The sequence below is a fragment of the Dolichospermum sp. FACHB-1091 genome, assembly GCF_014697585.1.
Taxonomy (GTDB): Bacteria; Cyanobacteriota; Cyanobacteriia; order Cyanobacteriales; family Nostocaceae; genus Dolichospermum.
The window spans coordinates 1-20,893 of record NZ_JACJSB010000007.1 but is presented as its reverse complement, the minus strand read 5'-3'; the positions used below and the strand labels follow the sequence as shown (position 1 = coordinate 20,893).

Sequence of the window (20,893 nt, the reverse complement as noted above, 5' to 3'; positions counted from 1 at the left end):
TAGAGGATTTCGCTTCTCAATAGTCTAATTACACTACTCAGAAGCTCATAAACATCTAGGAAATGGCTTTACTATGTTCCTAGTGAAAACATTATACCCTAAAGGGGGTTGTATATGACAACTACACTAAACAAGGAAGAATACATTAAGCTACTGTCTGAAACTGTGCCACGTATAATTGACACAGAAATAGAGCATAAGCGTCTACTAAATGAAGTAGATAAATTTATGGATTTAGGGGAAAATTTGACAGATGAACAAGCTGAAGTTTTACAGTTGCTAGTAACACTAATTGAGCAATATGAAAATAAAGTCTATCAAATGAAAGCTGTAACTCCCCTAGATATATTACATGAGTTAATGTCAGTAAGACAACTCAAACAAAAGGATATTGTCGAGATTTTTGGCTCAAAAGGTATTACTTCAGAAGTAATAAATGGTAAAAGAAGTATTAGCAAAAATCAAGCCAAAGCATTGGGAGATTTTTTTCATGTATCATATTCTTTGTTTTTATAAGCACATGGGGATAATAGCTTACTTTCTGAATCACTTCTAATGCTTTAATTGTAGCTAAAAATTGTCTGATACGCTATCAGATGGAAGAAATGCCAATATCAGAAATTGACAAAGTTTGAAATCGCGCTATAACTTTTTCTGGCTTTTGCTTAATCAGATAAATACAGATGTTGGTATCGAGAAGATATTGCATTTAAAACTCCTCTCTTTTATCAATAGGAAGTTGATCTCTAGTCATCATAAAATCATCAGAAAATTGATTTAAACTATCAATTAAAGTTTGCCAAGGATTATCTTTACTAATAAGAATAATGGCATTACCAATTTTTTTGATATAAACTTCTGTACCTGTCATTTTAAAATCTGGTGGTAATATTACTGTTTGATGAGTACCGTCACTGCTAAGTTTGGCTGTATTCATGATTATTTCCTCTCATTAATGCCTAACGCACTACTCTAACTTCAACTCCCACATTAATACTACCCCATAACCGATCAGTTGTTAGAACAGGTTGATTGAGAAAAATAGCTAATGCTAAACAAGCTCTATCACCAAATGAAAGTCCGATTGATTTAGTATTTGGGCGCAACATTCCCGCTTTTAATGCTTGTTCTTTATTAAAATCAATAACTTCAAGATTGAGATTAGAAAGAATCTGTCTAATATCTTCTTCCGGGATTCCTGCATCTGCTAATTTTGCTATAACTTCAGATAAATTCACCGTACTAATGGCAGCTTTACCGATAAATCTTAAAACTTCTTCGCTACCAGTTTCTTGATTGAGTAAAGCTAAAATAGCAGAAGCATCTACAACAACTTCACTCATTTAAACTTTCCTCTCTTCGTTCCTGAATTAATTCTTCAGACAGTTTTCTACTAGCAGGAATATATTTTCTAAAAATAGCCTGAGCATTTTTCACAGAAGTTTGAACATGATGAGTAATTGGGCTATCTTCTAATACAAGAACAGCATTATATTCTCCCATTGGTATATCTACAGGAGAATTGACTAATAATTTACCATCATTTGTTATAGTTACTTTTATGTCTAGTGTTTTCATAGTTAACTCAATTAGTGAATGATCATGTTAATTATACCAAATTTTTCTGAATCAGTATGTCTAGGATTTGAGGATGTACAGGATGTTTTTTAATATTGATCTAGATTTTCACAAAATTGCATTTTGTCTGAATCAGGATGTCCAGGATTTGAGGATGTACAGGATATTTTTTTAATATTCATCTACATTTTCAGAAATTGCATTTTGTCAGAATCAGGATGTCGGGGATTTGGGGATGTACAGGATGTTTTTTTAATATTCATCTACATTTTCACAAATTGCGCTAATTCAAATATCCCACAATATCAATATCAAATATAATCCTGTTAATCCTTTAATCCTGGTTATCCTGATTCTGACAGTTAAATTTTAATAAAAAACGGTGCATTACATTTCATTAACGCACCCTAAAAAATCAGCGTGATTTTACCACTGTCTTCAAGGGAAGAGAAATAATTTTTCTGCCACTTGTTGCTTGTTTTTTTCTTAAATCAGCACAAATAGCTGCTAAATCATAATTAAATGACTTAGCTTGTTCATCTCTGATTTTCCGAATTTCTGCCAAAACTTCATCATTCAACATAAATTATTCTCCTAACATTTCATAAGGTGTACATATTGTTGGTAGTTCATATCCTAAACTATCAGCAATTTGTGAGAGTTTTTTCTGAATATAGGGGTTAGCAATGTGTTTACAATTCCATGTTAACAGATAATCTAAACCATAGACTGTAGCTGTAGCAATATGAACAGTATCATAAGCAGCAGTGGGTGGTAAATTACTTTGTTTTTGAAATTCCTGTGCTAAGTTTTGGACTGGTTCTGTGATATCAAGTAGAGGAAAGTTATTTAAAACTTCTATTCTTTTATTCACCATTCCTGGATCACCTTTTGCTGCTTCTTGCAATACCAGTTGAGAAATGTAAATAGTAAAAGAATTTCTCTGAGTATCCCACCAATCTCTTGTTATTTCCGCATTAGCAGCAACAATTAGATTTTTACTAGGTCTTGCTGTTAAATAACCAATAATACTTATTTCTATGTATATTGTTTTGGTCATATTATTAAAGTGTGATTACTTTGCTAAATTTACTATACAGTATCCTGTTAATCTTTTTTGTCAGAATCAGGATGTCCAGGACACCCTTCGGGAAGTCAAAAGTCAAAAGTCAAAAAAATATTTATTTTCAGAAGTTGCGCTAATTTTAATATTCTGTGAATATCAAAATCAAATACAATCCTGTTAATCTTTTAATCCTGGATATCCTGATATGGCTAACGCCACGCTTCGCTATCAGACAGTTAAATTTTAATAAAAATGGTGCGTTACATTTAATTAACGCACCCTATAGAATCAGAAAACTATTGCATCAAATAATTATTGAGTTCAGGATATTGAGAAAAGAAACCATCAATACTTGCTAATTTTGCTTGATATTGTAATGTAGTAGCAATAATTAAACGATCAAATGGATCTTTATGAACAGGAGATAAATTTACAGCACGACAGGAAATTTCTACAGTTACAGGAAATAATGTAATACCTGATGGTTCTAATGCTTCCTGAAACCATTGATTAGCAGCACAAGGTAATTCTAGTCTTCCTCGCTGTTGTGCAAGTGCTATTTCATAACAGGAAATAGTGGAAACTCCTACTTCTTCTGAGGTTTCAATTATTTCTCTCCAATGGGTAGGAAATTTATCAAATTGTTGATTAATAAACCAAAACCAAATATGAGTATCAAGGACTATTATTTGAGACATTCCCACTCTTCTTCATTGACAATAGGACTAACAATATCACCCAATGTTTTACCTTTACCAGCAATAGAACTAGGAGGAATACGGCGTTTTTTTGATGGTAAGTTTTCTTGTAGTATGGTGATAATCACACGAGCAGAATTAACTTGAGGTTGTTCTGACAACCATGTTAATTGGCCATTTTCATAAATTGCTTCGTAACTTTTTAGCATAGTAATTTGATGATGAATGATGGTTATATTTTATTATAGTTTAAACAATCGCATTTTGTCTGATAGCGAAGCGTGGCGTTAGCCATATCAGGATGTCCAGGACACCCTTCGGGAAGTCAAAAGTCAAAAGTCAAAAGTCAAAAAAATATTTATTTTCAGAAGTTGCGCTAATTTTAATATTCTGTGAATATCAATATCAAATACAATCGGTGTTAATCCTTTAATCCTGGTTATCCTAATATGGCTAACGCCACGCTTCGCTATCAGACAGTTAAATATTAATAAAAAAATGGTGCGTTACATTTCATTAATACACCCTACGAGATGAGCTATGATTATAAAAGTAGGGTGTGTTAGCGAAGCGTAACGCACCATCACCATCCATATTATAAATTATAAATAAATAACTATTCCATATCGAAATGCCTAATTATCGCAGAGCAAATATATCAGGTGCTACCTACTTTATAACTCAAGTAACCTATCAAAGAGAACCTTGGCTTTGTGAAGATATTGCCCGTCAAGCACTCAGAGAAGCCATTCAAAATGTCAGAAAGAAATATCCTTTTGCTATTGATGCTTTCATTCTTCTACCAAATCACTTTCATTGTTTATGGACTTTACCAGATAATGATCATGATTTTTCTGTGAGATTGCGATTAATTAAAACCTACGTTACAAAACATTATGGTGAACAATTAGCCATTCAAAATCCAATTTCTCAATCACGGCAAAAACGCGGAGAAAAAAATCTTTGGCAACGTCGTTTTTGGGAGCATTTAATTCGAGATGAACAGGATTTTATGGTACATTGTGATTACATACATTATAATCCTGTCAAACATGGATTGTGTATAAATCCCCAAGATTGGCAATTTTCAAGTATTCATAGATTTATAAAGCAAGAAATTTATCCTGCAAATTGGGGTGTTGGTGTAATTCTCGATATCCCATCCAGCGATTTGTATGATTAACCCACATTAACGTAGGGTGTGTTAGCGATAGCGTAACGCACCGATTAAATATCAATAAAAGACGGTGCATTACTGACATTTAAATATCAATAAAAGACGGTGCGTTACATTTCATTAACGCACCCTACGAGATGAGCGATCGCACTAATAAAAAGTCAGGATGTCTGGAAAATCTTCCATAAATTCTGGATTTTTCTCTAGGGAGTAATTAATACCTGCTGTTAGCATACTTCCCAAAAGTCGTGGGTGTAGATAAGTTGTTTTTTTGACTGGAATATGTACACTAGATGATGAAGGATTAAGATAAATGCCTAAATATGGAGTTTTCCAGTTAGAAATTTCTTGGATAAAACTACGATATTTTGAGTTTGAAATTGGACATTTTGAAATAAATATATAAAAGTAGTAGGATTTTATTGCTACCATTCTAATAAATATTTTCTCAGAAAGTATGCCATCATAATTTATCTGTCCACATCTGAGATGACCAGGCTCTAAAGTAGTTATTATTTCATCTGTATCTATACTTTTAATTTTTGCTGAAGTAACTATTTGAAGATGTAGCCTGATGCCTTTTGGCCTTACTAACTCATCTCCTAAAATGTATTTGGAGAATTTTCTATGTATATCAATTATATCTTCTCTCTTCTTGAATGATCTTGTAACGTTATATGAGATTTTGAGTAGTGATCTTAACAAAAGGTCATAATTATAGTATAGACGTGCTGGCTGACCAGGACTTATAATATTTTTCAAGTTTTTTTCATACAATGAGCAAAGATAGTTATCAAGAACACTTAATTTGTTATTATTGCACTTTGGACAAACATCTTTAATTGTACCTTCGGTTTCATAACACTTATCTATTCTACCATTATATGTTATCATTTGTTCTTCAAATCGTTGAATTAAGCTAGTAGGCCATAGATGTTCACGAGTTAAAGATTCTGGATTCCCACAGTAGGCACATTTTTTATTCATTGAAGTTGATGTCCATATTTAATATTTAGACTATGAAATGTGAAATGCAGCAATTGAAACATTAATGAGATATATGTAAATAAAAATGTCAATTATTCTTGTAGAGACGCACCCCAAAAACGCCTCTACAAAACCCCTAAACTACAAAACCTCCCTACCCAAATAAACCTGCAAAACCTCCGGTACTTTAATCGTCCCGTCTGGTTGCTGATAATTCTCCAAAATCGCCGCCATAGTCCTTCCCACAGCTAAACCAGAACCATTTAAAGTATGTACAAATTGCGTCCCTTTCTTACCCCCTTCCTTAAACCGAATATCCGCCCTTCTGGCTTGAAAATCTACACAATTAGAACAACTAGAAATCTCTCGATATTTCCCAGAAGATGGCAACCATACCTCTAAATCATAAGTCTTTGTGGACGAAAAACCTAAATCTCCAGTACACAAATTAATCACTCGATAAGGCAATTTTAAAGCCTGTAAAATACTCTCAGCATTTCCTAATAACTTCTCTAATTCCTCAAAGGAATCTTCCGGTTTTACTAACTTCACTAACTCGACTTTATTGAATTGATGTAACCGAATTAAACCCCGCATATCTCGGCCATAACTTCCCGCTTCTCGCCGAAAACATGGCGTATATGCAGTATGATAAATTGGTAATTCTTCTGCGTTAATAATGTCCCCCCGATACAAATTAGTAACCGGCACTTCCGCAGTAGGAATTAACCACAAATCATCCTCTGCACATTTAAAACTCTCTTCCGCAAATTTAGGTAATTGTCCTGTACCTGTTAAAGAATCTGTATTTACTAACAATGGTGGACTAACTTCTATATAGCCATTCTCAATATGTTGAGACAGCATAAATTGAATTAACGCTCTTTCTAAAGCCGCACCCACACCTATAAGACTGACAAACCGACTTTGGGCAATTTTTACCGCTCTTTCAAAGTTCAAAATCCCCAATTTTTCGCCGATTTCCCAATGTGGTAAAATATGGGGATTTGTGGGTTTATATTCATCTCCCCATGTTCTCACTTCCTGGTTATCATCTTCACTTTTACCAAGGGGTGTAAAATCACTGGGTAAATTCGGAAGCGCTAACAGTAATTCGTGAATTTGGGCTTTTAATTCTTTTTCCTGGGGTTCTAAGTCACTTAATGTGGTCTTAATGGCGTTTCCTTCGTCTTTTAATGCCTGTATTTCTGGATTTTGAGGATCAACTCCAGATTTTACTTTTTGACCGACTAATTTGCCAATTTCGTTGCTGCGGGCTTGTAGTTGACTGCGTTTACCTTCTAATTCCCGTTGTTGTTGGCTTAAATCTAATATAGGTTGAATGTCGTATTTACCGCTACGGCTGTTTAATTTCTCTTGTACGAGTTGGGGGTTTTCTCTAATTTGTTTAATATCCAGCATTTTTTGTTAATTGTTTGTTGTCAGTTGTTAATTGTACGGGTTTAGCAACGCTTATCAGTGTCAATTTAACTGAAAATTAACCCAAACATATCTTATTCTGTCTCTTTTCCCAAAACCTAAAAATTGTCAAAATCGCAGGTTGGGTAGAACGCAGTGAAACCCAACAAAAATAATATAGCCATTTCCATACAAGTAAGTTACAATCTATGGTAATTAAACGCAGATGCACGCAGATAAACGCAGATAATTTTGTACTTCATTAAACGAGGAAAGGCTATAATTTCAGGACTTACGCAAAATATTCCTCAAACTCTTATTCCTCTGTGTTCTCTGTGCCTGGAGTGGTTCGTTATTCAGTGACTCGTGCGTAAGTCCTAAATTTAATGGAATATGGGTTTTTTCTCTCAAGTCAATTTCCCTAATTTTAAGGAGATGATCAGTAATGATGACATCTGAAGCGGTTGTTTTAAATATCAAAAATGTGGGATTAAATGATGATCAATTTTATCAACTATGTCAAATTAACGAAGCTTGGAAACTTGAAGAAACTGCTAAAGGGGAATTAATAATTATGCCTCCAGTTGGTGCAATTAGTGGTAATAGAGAATCAGATTTTAATGGTTATGTTTGGTTATGGAATCTTCAAAATAAACTCGGAAAAGTATTTAGTTCTTCCACTGTTTTTATTCTACCTCATGGTGGTAAACGTTCTCCTGATGTGGCTTGGATAGCTAATGAACGCTGGGAATCTTTAAGTGTTGAAGAACAGCAAAAGTTTCCTAAAATTTGTCCTGATTTTGTCATAGAATTGCGATCGCGTACCGATTCTTTGAGTCAATTACAGGAGAAAATGGGGGAATATATTCATAGTGGTTTACGTTTAGGTTGGTTAATTGATCCTCAAAATCAACAAGTAGAAATTTATCGTCAAAATCAATCTGTAGAAATAGTATTATTACCAACAATTTTATCTGGAGAAGATGTTTTACCAGGATTTATTTTAGAACTACCTGTTTTCAGAGATTAGCATACTAAACTGTCAATTATAAATCAATTATAAATTACCTAGTAATACGATTCATTAACCACAGAGATGCTACTAAACCTGCAAAATGCGCTGATACAGTATTAGTATTTGCTTGAACTATAAGCATATCTAAACCGCTAATAATCCGCGTTGGATCAAATAATTGTGTAGTTACTGCTTGAGGAGATATAGACCTAGCTACTAATGTACCAACAATCGCTTGCGCTCCTAATAAAGTCACTAAAGTTCCGCCTAAATTTATCCACAGTCCTAATCTTAACACTTGTGCGGTTTCAGCTTTACGAGGACGATTAGTAGGATTAGGTGATTCTAGTTGTTTACCAATTCTGGTGTAGCGATAAGCTAAGTAAATACCAGCACCCAGGAGGATTATACCACAAATTGCTAAAAATACACCAAAGCCTGTCCCTGGATTATTGCTAGGACTACCCGCTTTTTGGCTAAAAATGCCAAATAATAAGACTATTATCCCAGATATTACCCCTAAGACTAACTGAATCCAAAAACTAATCCAACCTGCTAAACGAAATTGTTGGGCTATAGCCCGAATGTTAGATGATGGTGTTTCTGAGTTTTGTGACATATAAAAATTAAATATTAAAAGTTAAAAATTAAAAACAAACTTCTGTTTGTTCTCTGATTCCAGAATAATTGATAATGGTTTAAGTCTACTGAAAATTTCAGACTTAAAAATTAATTATGGATGCCGCTGTTTTGCAATCTACTTTCCTGTTAACATTGCTGTTATCAGTTGGTTTGTTTTTCTTTATTCGGGCTTCAACTAAAGACCGCATAGAAGTGATGCGTTTAGTTTCACAACAGGATGAAAATACGTTAATGACTTCATTGAAGGATTATTTTCGCACTCGTGCTTATCAAGTATTAGCGGTAGATTCTCCAAAAAATAAAGTCACATTTGAGGGATTTGTTAGACCTAGTTGGTTTCTAGCTATATTTTTAACTACATTAGCAGCGGTGGGTTTAGGTTGTTTGTCGTTAGTTCTATCCATGCTTTTTCGAGATTTTGGGCGTTTTTTTGCGGTAATAATCCTATTTTCACCTTTAAGTGGTCTATTGTACTGGAAAAAATCTGGAAGACTTGAGAAGGTGTCACTCCAGATAGAAAATATCCGCAGTGAACAAAACTTCTCAAGTGTAATTACTGTTACTGCCCATAGAGATGAACTTGCTGAGTTACAAAGGGCATTACAGCTAAAGGTGCTTGATACTTGATTGATTGTTGAGGATGAAAGAAATGAGCATCTATATCTATACTCATGTAGAATTCTGACTAAACTTTTGAGCAAATTGGCAGTGAGGAGGAGAAAATTCTGGTGCTGCTGTTAATTTTCCTGACGACTGGGATGTGATCAGGAAAAATCTAAATTGGTGGACAGAGCTTGATAGTAGTCCAAATTAGTGAGATCATGAATTTGTACCTCATCTTTGGATTTCCTTGGCTCTGTCGCTATTCTCTGCTGTGTAAGCTGATAATGAACTGATTCATACAACTAAATCGAGTTGATGAGGAGTTAATTATGCCATGACTTGAGAGAAATCGTTTAAACCGTTTTTAGACCTGCTCGACAATTCGACCACAAAATTAAAAAAAAATGGAATTTTTGAAGAACCTGATCAAAATTGCCAGTTAATTAATGTCAGAGTCAGAAGTTACATTTAAGAGATATGAGGTCATTTGCTGTTTACTTAATCGTCACAGCAACAGGTTCTGGTACTGTTGGTGATTCTAAAGTCCTCAGACTAGGAAACAAGAAATGATTCTCTTCTACGTATTGAGCACCAAACAGGCCTTTTTCCGCCCAGAAATAACGGTCTGTTGTGTGTTCATTGCGTTTTACGAGTAGCAGTGCAGGTGGCACAATACCTTCAGCATGAATAAACTTTCTTGCTGCTGTCACAGGTTTATCTTCGCCACTTTCGATATTGTACTGGGGAATGTGTTCCAGTATCCGTCGTCCTTCCTGCCGACGACGACTTTTTCGCTTGCGTCTCCTTGCCAACCTATTTTCCTCCTGTTTCCAGCTATAGATTGTAGTTGTGGCTACAAAATCAGTCGTAATTATATAATCTATATCTTAGGAAATCAATAGTTTTTAATGTTTTGATACAACTTAGGGAAAAATCATTTAAAATTAGGAATTAAAAATTAAAAAACCGCTATCTATTGTCTATTACCTATTACCAATCACCCATGAACAGACTAGACTAGATAAGTGTACACCCTGCTTTCTCTTTTTGACCTTCTAGATTCCTGAACTAATGCTCATGTCTGCCAGTTCTGATTTTCTTGCTCTATGTCGAGAGCAAATGTCCCTGCTAACCCAAGGTATGGGAGCGTGCTTTGGCATAATTTATTTAACACATGAATTGGTAGAAAAAACTACAGGTGAGGCGCGACTAATTCCGATCATGGTGTATCCAGAAGCTATAGCATTAAGTCCTGGTGATGAATATGGTGAAGCAGAGGATATTTGTCCTGTAAGTCTTGCTAATGTTTTAGCATTACCAAATCAACAAAAAAGATTGTTAAAACCGAATCTAGTATCTTCCCATTCATCAGCGGAATCTACAACAACAGGAAAAAAAAATTTATACGATGAAAAAGGTGATTATTTGCTCAGTCATAAGCAAATTGTTTCACCCTTGATTTATGAGGGTGTAATGATGGGATTATTAGTGACTGCAAGGGAAGATAGGGAATGGAGCCAAGAGGAGGAGGGGGAAATTGAACGCATTGCGAAAACTTTAGCGATCGCTGGCATTTTAGATCAACGTCGGGCTTGGTTGCAACATCAACTTCAGCAAGAACAAATTCTCCAAGAGGAACAACGGGATTTATTAGATAATCTCTTACATCAGTTTCGTAACCCCTTAACTGCTATCCGCACCTTTGGCAAATTACTATTCAAGCGCATGATAGCGGTTGATCCTAATCGGGAGGTAGCAACCAGTATAGTCCGGGAGAGCGATCGCCTCCAAGAGTTATTACAAAAGTTTGATCAGGTGATTGATTTGAATACAGCAAATTTAACATCGCTTCCCCTCCCAGAGTCAAAGGTAATTATTAACCAAAATCAAACTGTGGAAAAACAAGGGAAACCTGTGTTATTATTACCAGGGACAGGAGAGCAGTTAACTGATTGTTCCCTAGTAGATTTATTAGCACCTTTGTTAATATCGGCTCAAGCTATTGCCCAAGAACGAAATTTACAACTAATTACGGAAATTCCCGATCATTTACCTTTAGTTAGGGTGAATGAAAAAGCCTTACGAGAGGTATTAAGTAATATTATAGATAATGCTTTGAAATATACTCCCGCAGGTGGTAAGATATTAGTACAATGTGGGCAAGAAAAAGGAAATTTCCAAGGTATTGCTATTAGTGACACAGGTCCAGGTATTCCCCCGGAAGACTTAGAACATCTAGGAGAAAGACATTATCGAGGTGTACAAGCACAAACAGCAATTTCTGGGACTGGTCTGGGAATTGCTATTGCTAAACAATTGATAGCAGAAATGCAGGGAAACATAGAGGTTTTCAGTCCAGCCATTGAATCAATTATCAGATTACCTCATACTCCAGGAACTACGTTTATAATTTGGCTGTCGGCCGTTAATTAGGGCTTGCTGAAAAAGTTGTCTGCGAGGGGAACAGTCAACAGTCAACAGTCAACACCAGGAAAACCACAATTAATTTATCTATCTGGAATTGTGGGAGTTTGACACTCCCATGATCACCGTTATAATTTGCTAACTGCTTCCGCAATTTTCCCAGAAACAAAAGGCAAGATCTCCCGACTTTTTCCTTGTTCCTTCCCTTCCGTAAATACCACTAACAGATAGGGACGTTGATTTGGTAATTCAATATAAGCCGCATCGTGACGCACTGTGCTGGTCCAACCTGCTTTTGACCAGATTTGACCATTTTCCGGTAATCCTCCGCCTAAGAAGCCTGTAACCTGGTCTTCCTCGACATTTGGGGGTAATTCATCAGCATTAAGACTGCGTTTAAGTAACTTCATCATCGCTTGCGATCGCCCACTAGACACTGCCACCCCACCCACGATACTATGTAATAATCTCGCAGTGGCATCCGTTGTTAGCATATTACGGTTTTCAAACATTTCCCCATAAAACGCCCTTTCCCGTCCATAGGGACCATCACCCCAGGTTTTTTGACAGACATTAATTGCATTTATTTCCTCCCAACCCAAGGACTGATAATAGCGGTTAACAATCTGACGCTGATATTTCCAGGTTTCAAAGGGACCAGGGGTTAATTGAGGACCAGAAGTAGTACCACTGAGAATATCAACAATTAAGCTAGTAGCATCATTACTAGAATCTACTATCATATCCGTCAAAGCTCGGTTTAGTTCTGCCGTTGTTTGACTCATGCCTTTTTCTAGCCATTCTTGCACCGCTACCAGGTAGAATAATTTTACCACACTAGCAGGATAAATACGATCTCCTCCACGATAGCTAAATCCCCGGACTGGGTGTTCCCAGAAAGCATTGGGAGTCAGCGCACCACCTGTATTAACAGGTGCAGGAGGATCATATACAACCAAAGTCAGCGCAATTTGGTTAGGTGCTAAAGTCGAAAATTTTGCCCAAGTTGCTTCTAATACTTGATTACCGAGATTTTCTAGTTGTTTGTCTTGATTAAAAAAAACCATTTGTGAATAATTTCCTGATATTTTACTAGTGTAATCTTATCATTAGTTATTAGTCATTGATCATTGGTAATTAGTTATTGAGAAATATCTCTCTTTTTTATCTTACTTCTATTTTCCATAAATAAGTCGTAAATAAGTTTTAAAGTTTAGCAAAAGACGATTTCTGAAAATATTATTGTAGAGACATTACATTAAATATCTCTACATTTTCTTCATCTACGTGTCTATTAGACATCTCCAATTAAATATGGGTGACTGACTGACTTATAACCCTTGTAGAGACTTGACCTGGGTAGGGATTATCGGCTCTACAATCTTTACCGAAGATGTCTATTCTGTAGTATTTTATTTTCTAAATAGTTGAAAGATTAAAATTAACATTGTTATTTAACTAGATTTTTTATGGTCAAAACCTGGAATTTCGGCAGGCATAATTTATTTTATCATGCCTAATTAATTTTTAAAACCTATATTTTGAATTCCTTTTAGTTCATTCATACTATTTTTCCAAGTACCGAATTTTGACTAGAATCATCTTCTGGTTTTCTGCTTAATCATATATGTGTAAAATAGGATACAATGTAAATAAATATTACAAAATGTACCTTAGTTATTTACTAATTTCCCCGTAAGTTGGTATATGAAATAGTTAAGATTTAATTAAAAAAAAGATAAGAGAAGTTTAAATTATGTCCTCGACTAATATCAATAACCAGGAAGGTGAAAACTCACTTAATCAGGAGAGTGAAAACTGTCACCAAAAACTAGTGTGGACTTGTGATCCAAATAGTTATCCTCGTTGTACTGCTCAATGGGTAATAGAGTGTGATCTAATGTGCGATTTGCCATTTTCAGAAAACAGCAAAGATTCTTAATATCCTGTAGTTTTCTCATCAATAGGTAAGGGCTTTAGCCCTTACTACTTAATACATATAAATTTATTTTTGCAGTTTTTGACCTTTGTAAAATTACGATGTGCCTAATATCTCCGGTTAGCTACTCAAGTCACAAGGGAAAATACAATAGTTCAGATATTTTGTTGCCAAAATTCTGTTACTAAAATTAACACTTATGTATATTTACGAAAATTAAATTAGCAGTTATTATCTAAACTAGAAACGTACATACAGTTACTTACTCAGAACTGATTTAATTTATGAGCAATACTTTGTATAACTTCAGGCTATTAAGTGATCAATTTGAACCGAATAATACTCAAAGCGCCGCTGCTTCACTAGGGTCTGTAAGTCAATCTTGGAGTAATCTCACCATTGACAGTAGTACCGATGAAGATTGGTTCAAGATTACCTTGCTAGACACCGGAACAAGCAGCAACTACGTCAAAATTAACTTTCTTAACAGTTCAGGAGACATAGACCTAAAACTCTATCAAGCAGATGGAACTGACATTAGCGACTCAACAGGTACAGGTGATGAAGAGTTAATTTCCTTAGAAGAACTGGCTGCGGGTGACTACTTCGTTCAGGTTTATGGTCATAATGGCGCAACCAATACCTATAGTTTACAAACGAGTCTACCAACAACAACAATTACAGGGGATCAATTTGAACCGAATAATACTCAAAGCGCCGCTGCTTCACTAGGGTCTGTAAGTCAATCTTGGAGTAATCTCACCATTGACAGTAGTAGCGATGAAGATTGGTTCAAGATTACCTTGCTAGACACCGGAACAAGCAGCAACTACGTCAAAATTAACTTTCCTGGCAGTTCAGGAGACATAGACCTAAGACTCTATCAAGCAGATGGAACTTACATTACCGGCTCAACAGGTACAGGTGATGAAGAGTTAATTTCCTTAGAAGAACTGGCTGCGGGTGACTACTTCGTTCAGGTTTATGGTCATAATGGCGCAACCAATACCTATAGTTTACAAACGAGTCTACCAACAACAACAATTACAGGCGATGAATTTGAGCCAAATAACACTCAACTAACCGCTAAAGACTTTGGTTTAATTAGCGGTATTCGTGAGTGGGAAAACCTCTCAATAACTTCTGGTGATCAAGATTGGTTTAAATTCCGGCTAGGGACTACAGGTAGTGAGGGAAATTTCCTCAAGATAGCTTTTACTCATAGCCTTGGTGATGTAGATGTTAAACTCTATAATGCCAGCAATGTTGAGGTAGCTAGTTCAACCGGGGTTGGAGATGAGGAAGAAATTAGTTTACAGGGACTTGCTGCTGGTGACTACTTTGTTCAGGTCTATGGTTACAATAGTGCAACTAATCCCAACTATTCCTTAACTATCAATGCTCCTGGTGGGGATGGTTACGAGGTAAATAATACCGATACTACGGCGACTAATTTAGGACAAATCACCGGGTTAAGGGTAATTGACAATCTTTCTCTTCATACTTCTAGTGATCAAGATTGGTTTCAATTCACTATAGCTAATGCGGGAACGGAAAGTGATTATGTGCGGATTGAGTTTACTCATTCTCTAGGGGATGTAGATTTCAAACTTTATGACCTCAATGGCATTGAAGTCGGTAGTTCCACAGGCATTGATGATGCTGAAGAAATCAGTCTCGATGGTTTGGCTGCTGGTACTTACAGGGTTAACATCTATGGTTACAATAGTGCAGTTAATCCAGATTATACCTTAACTATCAATGCCCCTCCCGCCACAATTGTTGATACTTTTGAGCCAAATAATACCCGTGCAACCGCCACGAACTTGAATGCATTATTACAGGCTGGAGAACAGATATTAGCATTAGATAATCCCGCTCGTCCTTTATCTATTTATACAACTGGAGACGAGGACTGGTATAAATTCACGATTGCCGATGGAGGAGATTATACTCACTATGCCAAAATTGAGTTCCAGCATAATCAGGGTGATATAGATTTTGAACTATATAACGCCACGGGAACTCAACTAAACTCCTCTAATGGTGTCACCAACAGCGAGGAAATTAGTCTTGATGGTTTGGTGGCTGGGGACTATTATCTGCGAGTTTTTGGCTATAACAATGCTACAAACCCAGAATACTCTCTTTTTGTTAATGCACCTTGGACTGCGTTAAACCCCTCTGGAGACAGTGCGGAATCTAATAATACCCAAGCAGAAGCAACGGATTTAGGAACGCTAACGAGCGCCTTTAATCGTGGTAATCTCTCAATTCATACTAGTAGTGATGTTGACTGGTTTGAATTTACTTTAGCAACCGCAGGTAATGAAACCAATTCTGTGGGTATTGACTTCACTCATGTTCAAGGGGATTTGGATATTGGGCTGTATGATGGTAATGGTAATTTCGTCAGTAGTTCTACAGGCGTAGATAATCAAGAAACAATTTCCCTGGAGGGACTAACTGCTGGCAGTTATTACCTGCAAGTCTATGGTTATAATGGCGCTGTTAATCCTGATTATAGCCTATTTATCAACCCACCTCAAGGGGTGACGGGAGATTGGGCAGAAACGAATAATACCGCTGCGACGGCTAAGGATTTGCGAACTATTAATGGTGTGTGGGAATCTTCTGCTGTTAATTCCCAACCTTTATCAATTACCACAGGTGATCAGGATTGGTTCAAGTTTACGATTACCGGTGCTGGTACAGCGGAAAACAATGTGGGAATTACTTTTAGTCATGACTTAGGGGATCTTGACTTGGAGTTATATGACGCAACGGGAACGACCCAGTTACGTAATTCTAACTCAGTTAACGATTATGAGTTGGTTGACCTCAATGGTTTGGCAGTTGGGACATATCTGCTCAAGGTATTTGGCTACAACGGTGCGACTAACCCAACTTATGATTTAATCATCAATGCACCTGATAGTAATGAACCAGCGGGTGATGCAGCAGAAGCTAATAATACTCAAGCTACCGCTTATGATTTGCGGGAAATACAGGGACAATTCATTGCTGAAAATTACTCAATTCATGTAGCCGGAGATCAGGACTGGTTTAAGTTCACTACTGTTGGTCAAGGTAAAGCTGGGGATGCAGTTACGGTTGAATTTGACAATAGTTTGGGTGATTTAAGTTTGTTGGTTGTTGGTGCTAATGGTCAACAATATACATCAAACTCTAACGCCAACCGTGAGCAAGTTTCCCTAGAAAACCTAGCCCAGGGAACTTACTATGTCAAGGTATTTGGGGCAACTAGCGCAACTATCAATCCCAGTTATCGCTTAATTATTGATGCTCCAGAAACCGCTGTTGCGGATGTCATTGATACAAACACACCCAATAATACCCAAGCAACTGCTTATGATTTAAGGACCATTGATGGTATAGTTACTCAAGAGGATCTATCCATTCATACTAGTACAGATGTAGATTGGTTTAAGTTCAATTTAACAACTGCTCCTGTACTGGGTCAATCGGTACGGATTAATTTTGAAAATGCTGTAGGTAATCTGGCTTTAGAGTTAATCGGTGCTGATGGTCAGACTTATAATGCTAACACGAGTAGTAATTTTGAAGAAATTTCTTTAGCGGGTAAGGGAATAGGAACTTATTACGTTAGAGTGTCGGGAGTTGGTGGAGCAACCAATCCTAATTACAGTTTAGTGATTGATGGTCCTGTTGCTTTAAGTGCAGATGCTTTGGAGCCTAATGATTCTCCAGCAGCAGCATACAATTTACGGAATAGGACAAGGAGAAGTGCTGGTAATGACAGCGCTGCTGGTTCTAATTCCGCGAATAATAATGTTTACACAGGTCGTGACAATCCCTATGGCGATGATTATAATCCCTTGACTGGAAGTAATCCTCTTGTTCGGACTGTAATTAACCGGACCCAGAACCCGTTAGAAAATCTGTCTATTCACACTTCTACTGATACAGACTGGTTTAAGTTTGAACTTAGCAGTAGCGGACAAGAGGATCAATTTGTTGCTATTAGCTTTGACAACAATCTAGGGGATTTACAATTAGAACTGTTTGAGGCTTTTGCGACTAATACCCCTGCTAGTCAATATCAAAGCTATTTAGTGGATAGTTCTAATAATAGTGGTGATAATGAGCAAGTTAGTTTAGCTGGTTTAACGGCGGGTAGTTATTATGTTCGCGTTAGTGGAGTTAATGGCGCGACTAATCCCCTTTATGCGATCGCACTGAATACTGGTACAATTAATCAAGGGGACTTTGCAGAAGCGAATAACACCACTAGCACAGCTTACGATTTACGAACTGTGGATGGTACTCGTACTCTCAATAACCTGTCTATCCATACGGACACAGATCAGGATTGGTTTAAGTTTACAACGTTACGTCCGGGACAAGCAGCTAATAAGGTTCGCATTGATTTTAGCCATGACCAGGGTGATATAGACTTGGTTCTGTACAATCAAAGCGGTCAAGAAATTGGCAGGTCTGAAGGTACGGAAGACTTTGAAGAAATTAGTCTCAATGGTTTGGCTGCTGGAACTTACACGGTTAAGGTTTATGGTTACGATGGTGCGCTTAATCCCCAATATAATCTTTCTGTAATTGCCCCAGACACTTCTGTTGCTGCTGATAATCTTGAACCCAATAATAGTTTTGCTACGGCAACTAATTTAAATTTGGTAGATGGGGTGACTAATATTGCTGCTACTATCCATAGCAGTGATGTGGATTATTTCAAATTTACCACAACGGCAATAGGCACAAATTCTAATTCCATTAGTCTGCAATTTGAGAATAGCCTGGGTGATTTGCAGCTAAAACTGTATCGAGAACAAAACGGTAGTCAAGTCCTGGTTAGCAGTTCTGTGGGGACTACCAATAATGAAAGCGTTTCTTTGAATGGATTAGCTGCGGGTACTTACTATGCCCATGTCTATGGTAATGGTACTGCTACCAATTCCTATCAACTGAATATTGATGCCCCAACTCAAGGCAACCAACCCAATAACCGTAATGATTGGACGGTAATGGCTTATATAACGGCAAGTGATCTAGACCCCTATGCCTTTCAAGATATTAATGAAATGGAGGTGGCTGCTTCTCGTTTACCTAGTACCGTTAATTTTGCGGCTCTTTGGGATCAAAGTTCTCGAAGAACAACTTATGCTACTGGTGGAAGTGCGGCTTGGGGTGATACGGGTCGGGCGATTATTCGACCGGATACTAACACAAATACGGTTGTTACTCCTTTTGAGCGCATTGGTGAACAAAATACGGGTAATCCAAACACTTTAGTCAATTTTGTGCAATGGGCAACAACTAATGCTCCTGCCAATAATTACGCTTTAGTGATGTGGGATCATGGTGCTGGGGTCTATGGTTTCAACTATGATGACTCTGATGGCACAACCAGCGATAACCTGACTACTAATGAGTTAGCTACAGCTTTGAATACTCTCAAGTCAGCGGGTATTAATATTAGTGTTCTCGCCTTTGATGCTTGTTTGATGGCGATGGCGGAAGTTGGCTTTGCTTTGAAGGATTACGCTAGGGTGTTTGTTGCTTCTGAGGAAGTTGTGGGTGGAGATGGCTATGATTACACTACTGCTTTTAATACTTTATTCACTAATCCCAGTCAAGTCACTGCTCAATCTCTGGCTTCGGGACTGGTTACGAGTTTTCAAAATCAATATCAGGGAAGTGGAGGTGGATGGGATACGCTTTCGGCTACTGACACAACTCAATTTAATGCCTTCACAACGGCACTAAGAAACTTTACAACTAGTGTCAGCACCAGTGCCACAGCCAGTGATTGGACTAAGTTGCAAGCAGCCCGTAATTCTGCTCACGGGTTTGCTGATGAAGATTTCCGGGACTTGGGGCAGTACATGAGAGCGATCGCTAATAATAGTGGTATTACCCAAGTTATTCGCACTAATGCCCAATTGGTAATCACTGCTTTGAATAATTTAGTGATTGCTGATACAACTGACCAGTTTAATACTCAAGGACTCTCAATTTATCTTCCTGCACCCGGCTCAAGTCTGAACAGTAGTTATCTAAACGGTTATCAATCCTTCTTTACGGCTACTGGTTGGAAAGATTACCTCCAAAGCTTTACCACCCGGACTACTGGCCGCAGTAGTTCTTCTCCAGACTGGTCTTTAGACTGGTCAGAGTCGAATGATTTAGCGGCTACTGCTTATAATTTACGGACTTTGATTGGTGACGGTAATACCTTTAACCGGCTGAATATTCATCAAGCTGCTGATCAGGACTGGTTCCGTTTTACTATTAACCAAACTGGAGCAACTGGCGATCGCGTTAGGGTCAACTATAGTACAATAAATGGACAAAGTCTATCTTTGCTACTTCGTTACACTAATGCCAATGGTCAACAACAGCAACTTACCTCTAATACCGGTTCGGGACAAGAAATTGTCTCTTTGACAGGGTTAACTGCTGGAGAATACTTAATTAAAGTTACAGGCAATGGCACAACAGTTGTCCCTGATTACTCCTTGAGTATAGACGCACCGGGAACGGTTATTAATGGTAATGACTGGGTAGGGGCTAATAATCGCTCTGGTAAGTCGGAAGATTTGGGAGTGATTTTAAGTGATTTACAAGTCCCTGGACTGAGGATTGATGGGACAAACCCAGATTTCTTTAATTTTGCTAGTGCCAGAAGTCTCACTGCAAAACCTGGACAAGTTATTGTTAGCATTGCCGGTAGTTCGACTGTGAGTGCGGAGCTTTTCCGGGTGGGAAATTCAACAGCGATCGCTTCTCAAACTGGTACGGGTGAACTAAAAATCCAGTATTCTGCTGAAGATGGGCAAAACTATCAGCTAAAAATCAGTCAACCAAGTGGTCAAGCAGCGGTTGGTTATTCGTTGTTCTTTGACCCATCTCTTGAGGGTACTGCCGGAAATGACACTTTATCCGGTGCTGCTGGGAATGATCTTCTGTATGGATATGCTGGAAATGATCAGATTTTCGGCTTGGCAGGTAATGATACTCTTGATGGTGGTGAAGGTAATGATACCCTTGACGGTGGTGCAGGTACAGATACCTTAATTGGTGGTTTAGGCAATGATATTTACGTTGTAGATAGCACCACTGACACGATTACCGAAAATCTCAGTGCTGGTACAGATACCATTCAATCTAGTGTTACTTACACCATTGCGGCTCTTGCTAACGTTGAAAACCTGACTTTAACAGGAACAGCAGCAATTAACGGTACTGGTAACGCGGGTAATAACGTCATTACTGGTAACGGTGCTAATAACATCCTCAACGGTGGTGCAGGTACAGATACCTTAATTGGTGGTTTAGGCAATGATAT

General features: G+C 37.4%; 19 protein-coding genes. 7 read left to right on the top strand and 12 right to left on the bottom strand.

Translation table 11 applies throughout. The annotated features are described in order from the left end of the window. Positions 1-114 precede the first annotated feature (114 nt). On the top strand, positions 115-516 hold the full coding sequence (locus H6G25_RS06135; RefSeq protein ID WP_168359898.1) for a transcriptional regulator: 402 nt from the start codon (positions 115-117) through the stop codon (positions 514-516). A gap of 193 nt (positions 517-709) precedes the next feature. Here the strand turns inward: H6G25_RS06135 and H6G25_RS06125 are convergent, their stop codons facing one another. The 7 genes from H6G25_RS06125 to H6G25_RS06095 all read right to left on the bottom strand — a co-directional run bounded on the left by H6G25_RS06125 (position 710) and on the right by H6G25_RS06095 (position 3,551). Beyond that, positions 710-937: an AbrB/MazE/SpoVT family DNA-binding domain-containing protein gene (locus tag H6G25_RS06125; RefSeq protein WP_168696491.1), complete on the bottom strand. Its 228-nt coding sequence runs from the start codon at positions 935-937 to the stop codon at positions 710-712. A gap of 22 nt (positions 938-959) precedes the next feature. Beyond that, complete coding sequence (locus tag H6G25_RS06120) at positions 960-1,343, bottom strand: type II toxin-antitoxin system VapC family toxin (RefSeq protein WP_028083301.1); 384 nt, start codon at positions 1,341-1,343, stop codon at positions 960-962. Continuing rightward, on the bottom strand, positions 1,336-1,578 hold the full coding sequence (locus tag H6G25_RS06115; RefSeq protein WP_028083300.1) for a hypothetical protein: 243 nt from the start codon (positions 1,576-1,578) through the stop codon (positions 1,336-1,338). The genes H6G25_RS06120 and H6G25_RS06115 overlap by 8 nt, the downstream gene beginning before the upstream one ends. Before the next feature lie 415 nt (positions 1,579-1,993). Next, positions 1,994-2,161 (bottom strand): hypothetical protein, encoded by a 168-nt coding sequence (locus H6G25_RS06110; protein ID WP_168651017.1) that lies wholly within the window; start codon positions 2,159-2,161, stop codon positions 1,994-1,996. Between the two features lie 3 nt (positions 2,162-2,164). Further along, on the bottom strand, positions 2,165-2,638 hold the full coding sequence (locus H6G25_RS06105; protein ID WP_190391718.1) for a type II toxin-antitoxin system VapC family toxin: 474 nt from the start codon (positions 2,636-2,638) through the stop codon (positions 2,165-2,167). 302 nt (positions 2,639-2,940) lie between these two features. Then, on the bottom strand, positions 2,941-3,342 hold the full coding sequence (locus tag H6G25_RS06100) for a type II toxin-antitoxin system VapC family toxin (RefSeq protein ID WP_190391717.1): 402 nt from the start codon (positions 3,340-3,342) through the stop codon (positions 2,941-2,943). After that, the gene (locus H6G25_RS06095) at positions 3,330-3,551 is read right to left on the bottom strand and encodes a hypothetical protein (RefSeq protein WP_028091335.1); all 222 of its coding nucleotides are present in this window, start codon (positions 3,549-3,551) and stop codon (positions 3,330-3,332) included. The genes H6G25_RS06100 and H6G25_RS06095 overlap by 13 nt, the downstream gene beginning before the upstream one ends. Before the next feature lie 422 nt (positions 3,552-3,973). Here H6G25_RS06095 and H6G25_RS06090 point away from each other — a divergent pair, with 422 nt between their 5' ends. Then, positions 3,974-4,525 (top strand): transposase, encoded by a 552-nt coding sequence (locus H6G25_RS06090; protein WP_190391716.1) that lies wholly within the window; start codon positions 3,974-3,976, stop codon positions 4,523-4,525. A gap of 144 nt (positions 4,526-4,669) precedes the next feature. On the opposite strand, the gene H6G25_RS06085 is transcribed toward H6G25_RS06090, so the two are convergent. Together H6G25_RS06085 and serS are read right to left on the bottom strand one after the other, a co-directional pair. Next, positions 4,670-5,506, bottom strand: coding sequence for a hypothetical protein (locus tag H6G25_RS06085; RefSeq protein ID WP_190391715.1), 837 nt, complete (start codon positions 5,504-5,506; stop codon positions 4,670-4,672). Between the two features lie 141 nt (positions 5,507-5,647). After that, positions 5,648-6,928 (bottom strand): serine--tRNA ligase, encoded by a 1,281-nt coding sequence (gene serS / locus H6G25_RS06080; RefSeq protein ID WP_190391714.1) that lies wholly within the window; start codon positions 6,926-6,928, stop codon positions 5,648-5,650. A gap of 442 nt (positions 6,929-7,370) precedes the next feature. Between serS and H6G25_RS06075 the strand changes: the two genes are divergently transcribed. After that, a complete protein-coding gene (locus H6G25_RS06075; protein ID WP_190391713.1) occupies positions 7,371-7,955 on the top strand; it encodes a Uma2 family endonuclease in 585 nt (194 codons plus the stop codon). Between the two features lie 34 nt (positions 7,956-7,989). On the opposite strand, the gene H6G25_RS06070 is transcribed toward H6G25_RS06075, so the two are convergent. Continuing rightward, a complete protein-coding gene (locus tag H6G25_RS06070) occupies positions 7,990-8,559 on the bottom strand; it encodes a DUF3611 family protein (RefSeq protein ID WP_028083295.1) in 570 nt (189 codons plus the stop codon). A gap of 116 nt (positions 8,560-8,675) precedes the next feature. On the opposite strand from H6G25_RS06070, the gene H6G25_RS06065 reads away from it, so the two are divergent. Continuing rightward, entirely contained in the window at positions 8,676-9,209 is a 534-nt protein-coding gene (locus H6G25_RS06065; protein ID WP_190391712.1) for a cofactor assembly of complex C subunit B, read from the top strand. 470 nt (positions 9,210-9,679) lie between these two features. Here the strand turns inward: H6G25_RS06065 and H6G25_RS06060 are convergent, their stop codons facing one another. Then, positions 9,680-9,997, bottom strand: coding sequence for a DUF3155 domain-containing protein (locus tag H6G25_RS06060; RefSeq protein ID WP_190391711.1), 318 nt, complete (start codon positions 9,995-9,997; stop codon positions 9,680-9,682). A gap of 259 nt (positions 9,998-10,256) precedes the next feature. Between H6G25_RS06060 and H6G25_RS06055 the strand changes: the two genes are divergently transcribed. Next, positions 10,257-11,618, top strand: a complete 1,362-nt coding sequence (locus tag H6G25_RS06055) for a HAMP domain-containing sensor histidine kinase (protein WP_190391710.1) — start codon at positions 10,257-10,259, stop codon at positions 11,616-11,618. Between the two features lie 119 nt (positions 11,619-11,737). Here H6G25_RS06055 and H6G25_RS06050 read toward each other — a convergent pair whose 3' ends face one another. Further along, entirely contained in the window at positions 11,738-12,676 is a 939-nt protein-coding gene (locus H6G25_RS06050) for a serine hydrolase (RefSeq protein ID WP_190391709.1), read from the bottom strand. 689 nt (positions 12,677-13,365) lie between these two features. Here H6G25_RS06050 and H6G25_RS06045 point away from each other — a divergent pair. Further along, positions 13,366-13,551 (top strand): hypothetical protein, encoded by a 186-nt coding sequence (locus H6G25_RS06045; protein ID WP_190391708.1) that lies wholly within the window; start codon positions 13,366-13,368, stop codon positions 13,549-13,551. A 281-nt stretch (positions 13,552-13,832) separates the two neighbouring features. Beyond that, a partial coding sequence (locus tag H6G25_RS06040; protein WP_190391707.1) for a pre-peptidase C-terminal domain-containing protein occupies positions 13,833-20,893 on the top strand: 7,061 nt, incomplete at its 3' end.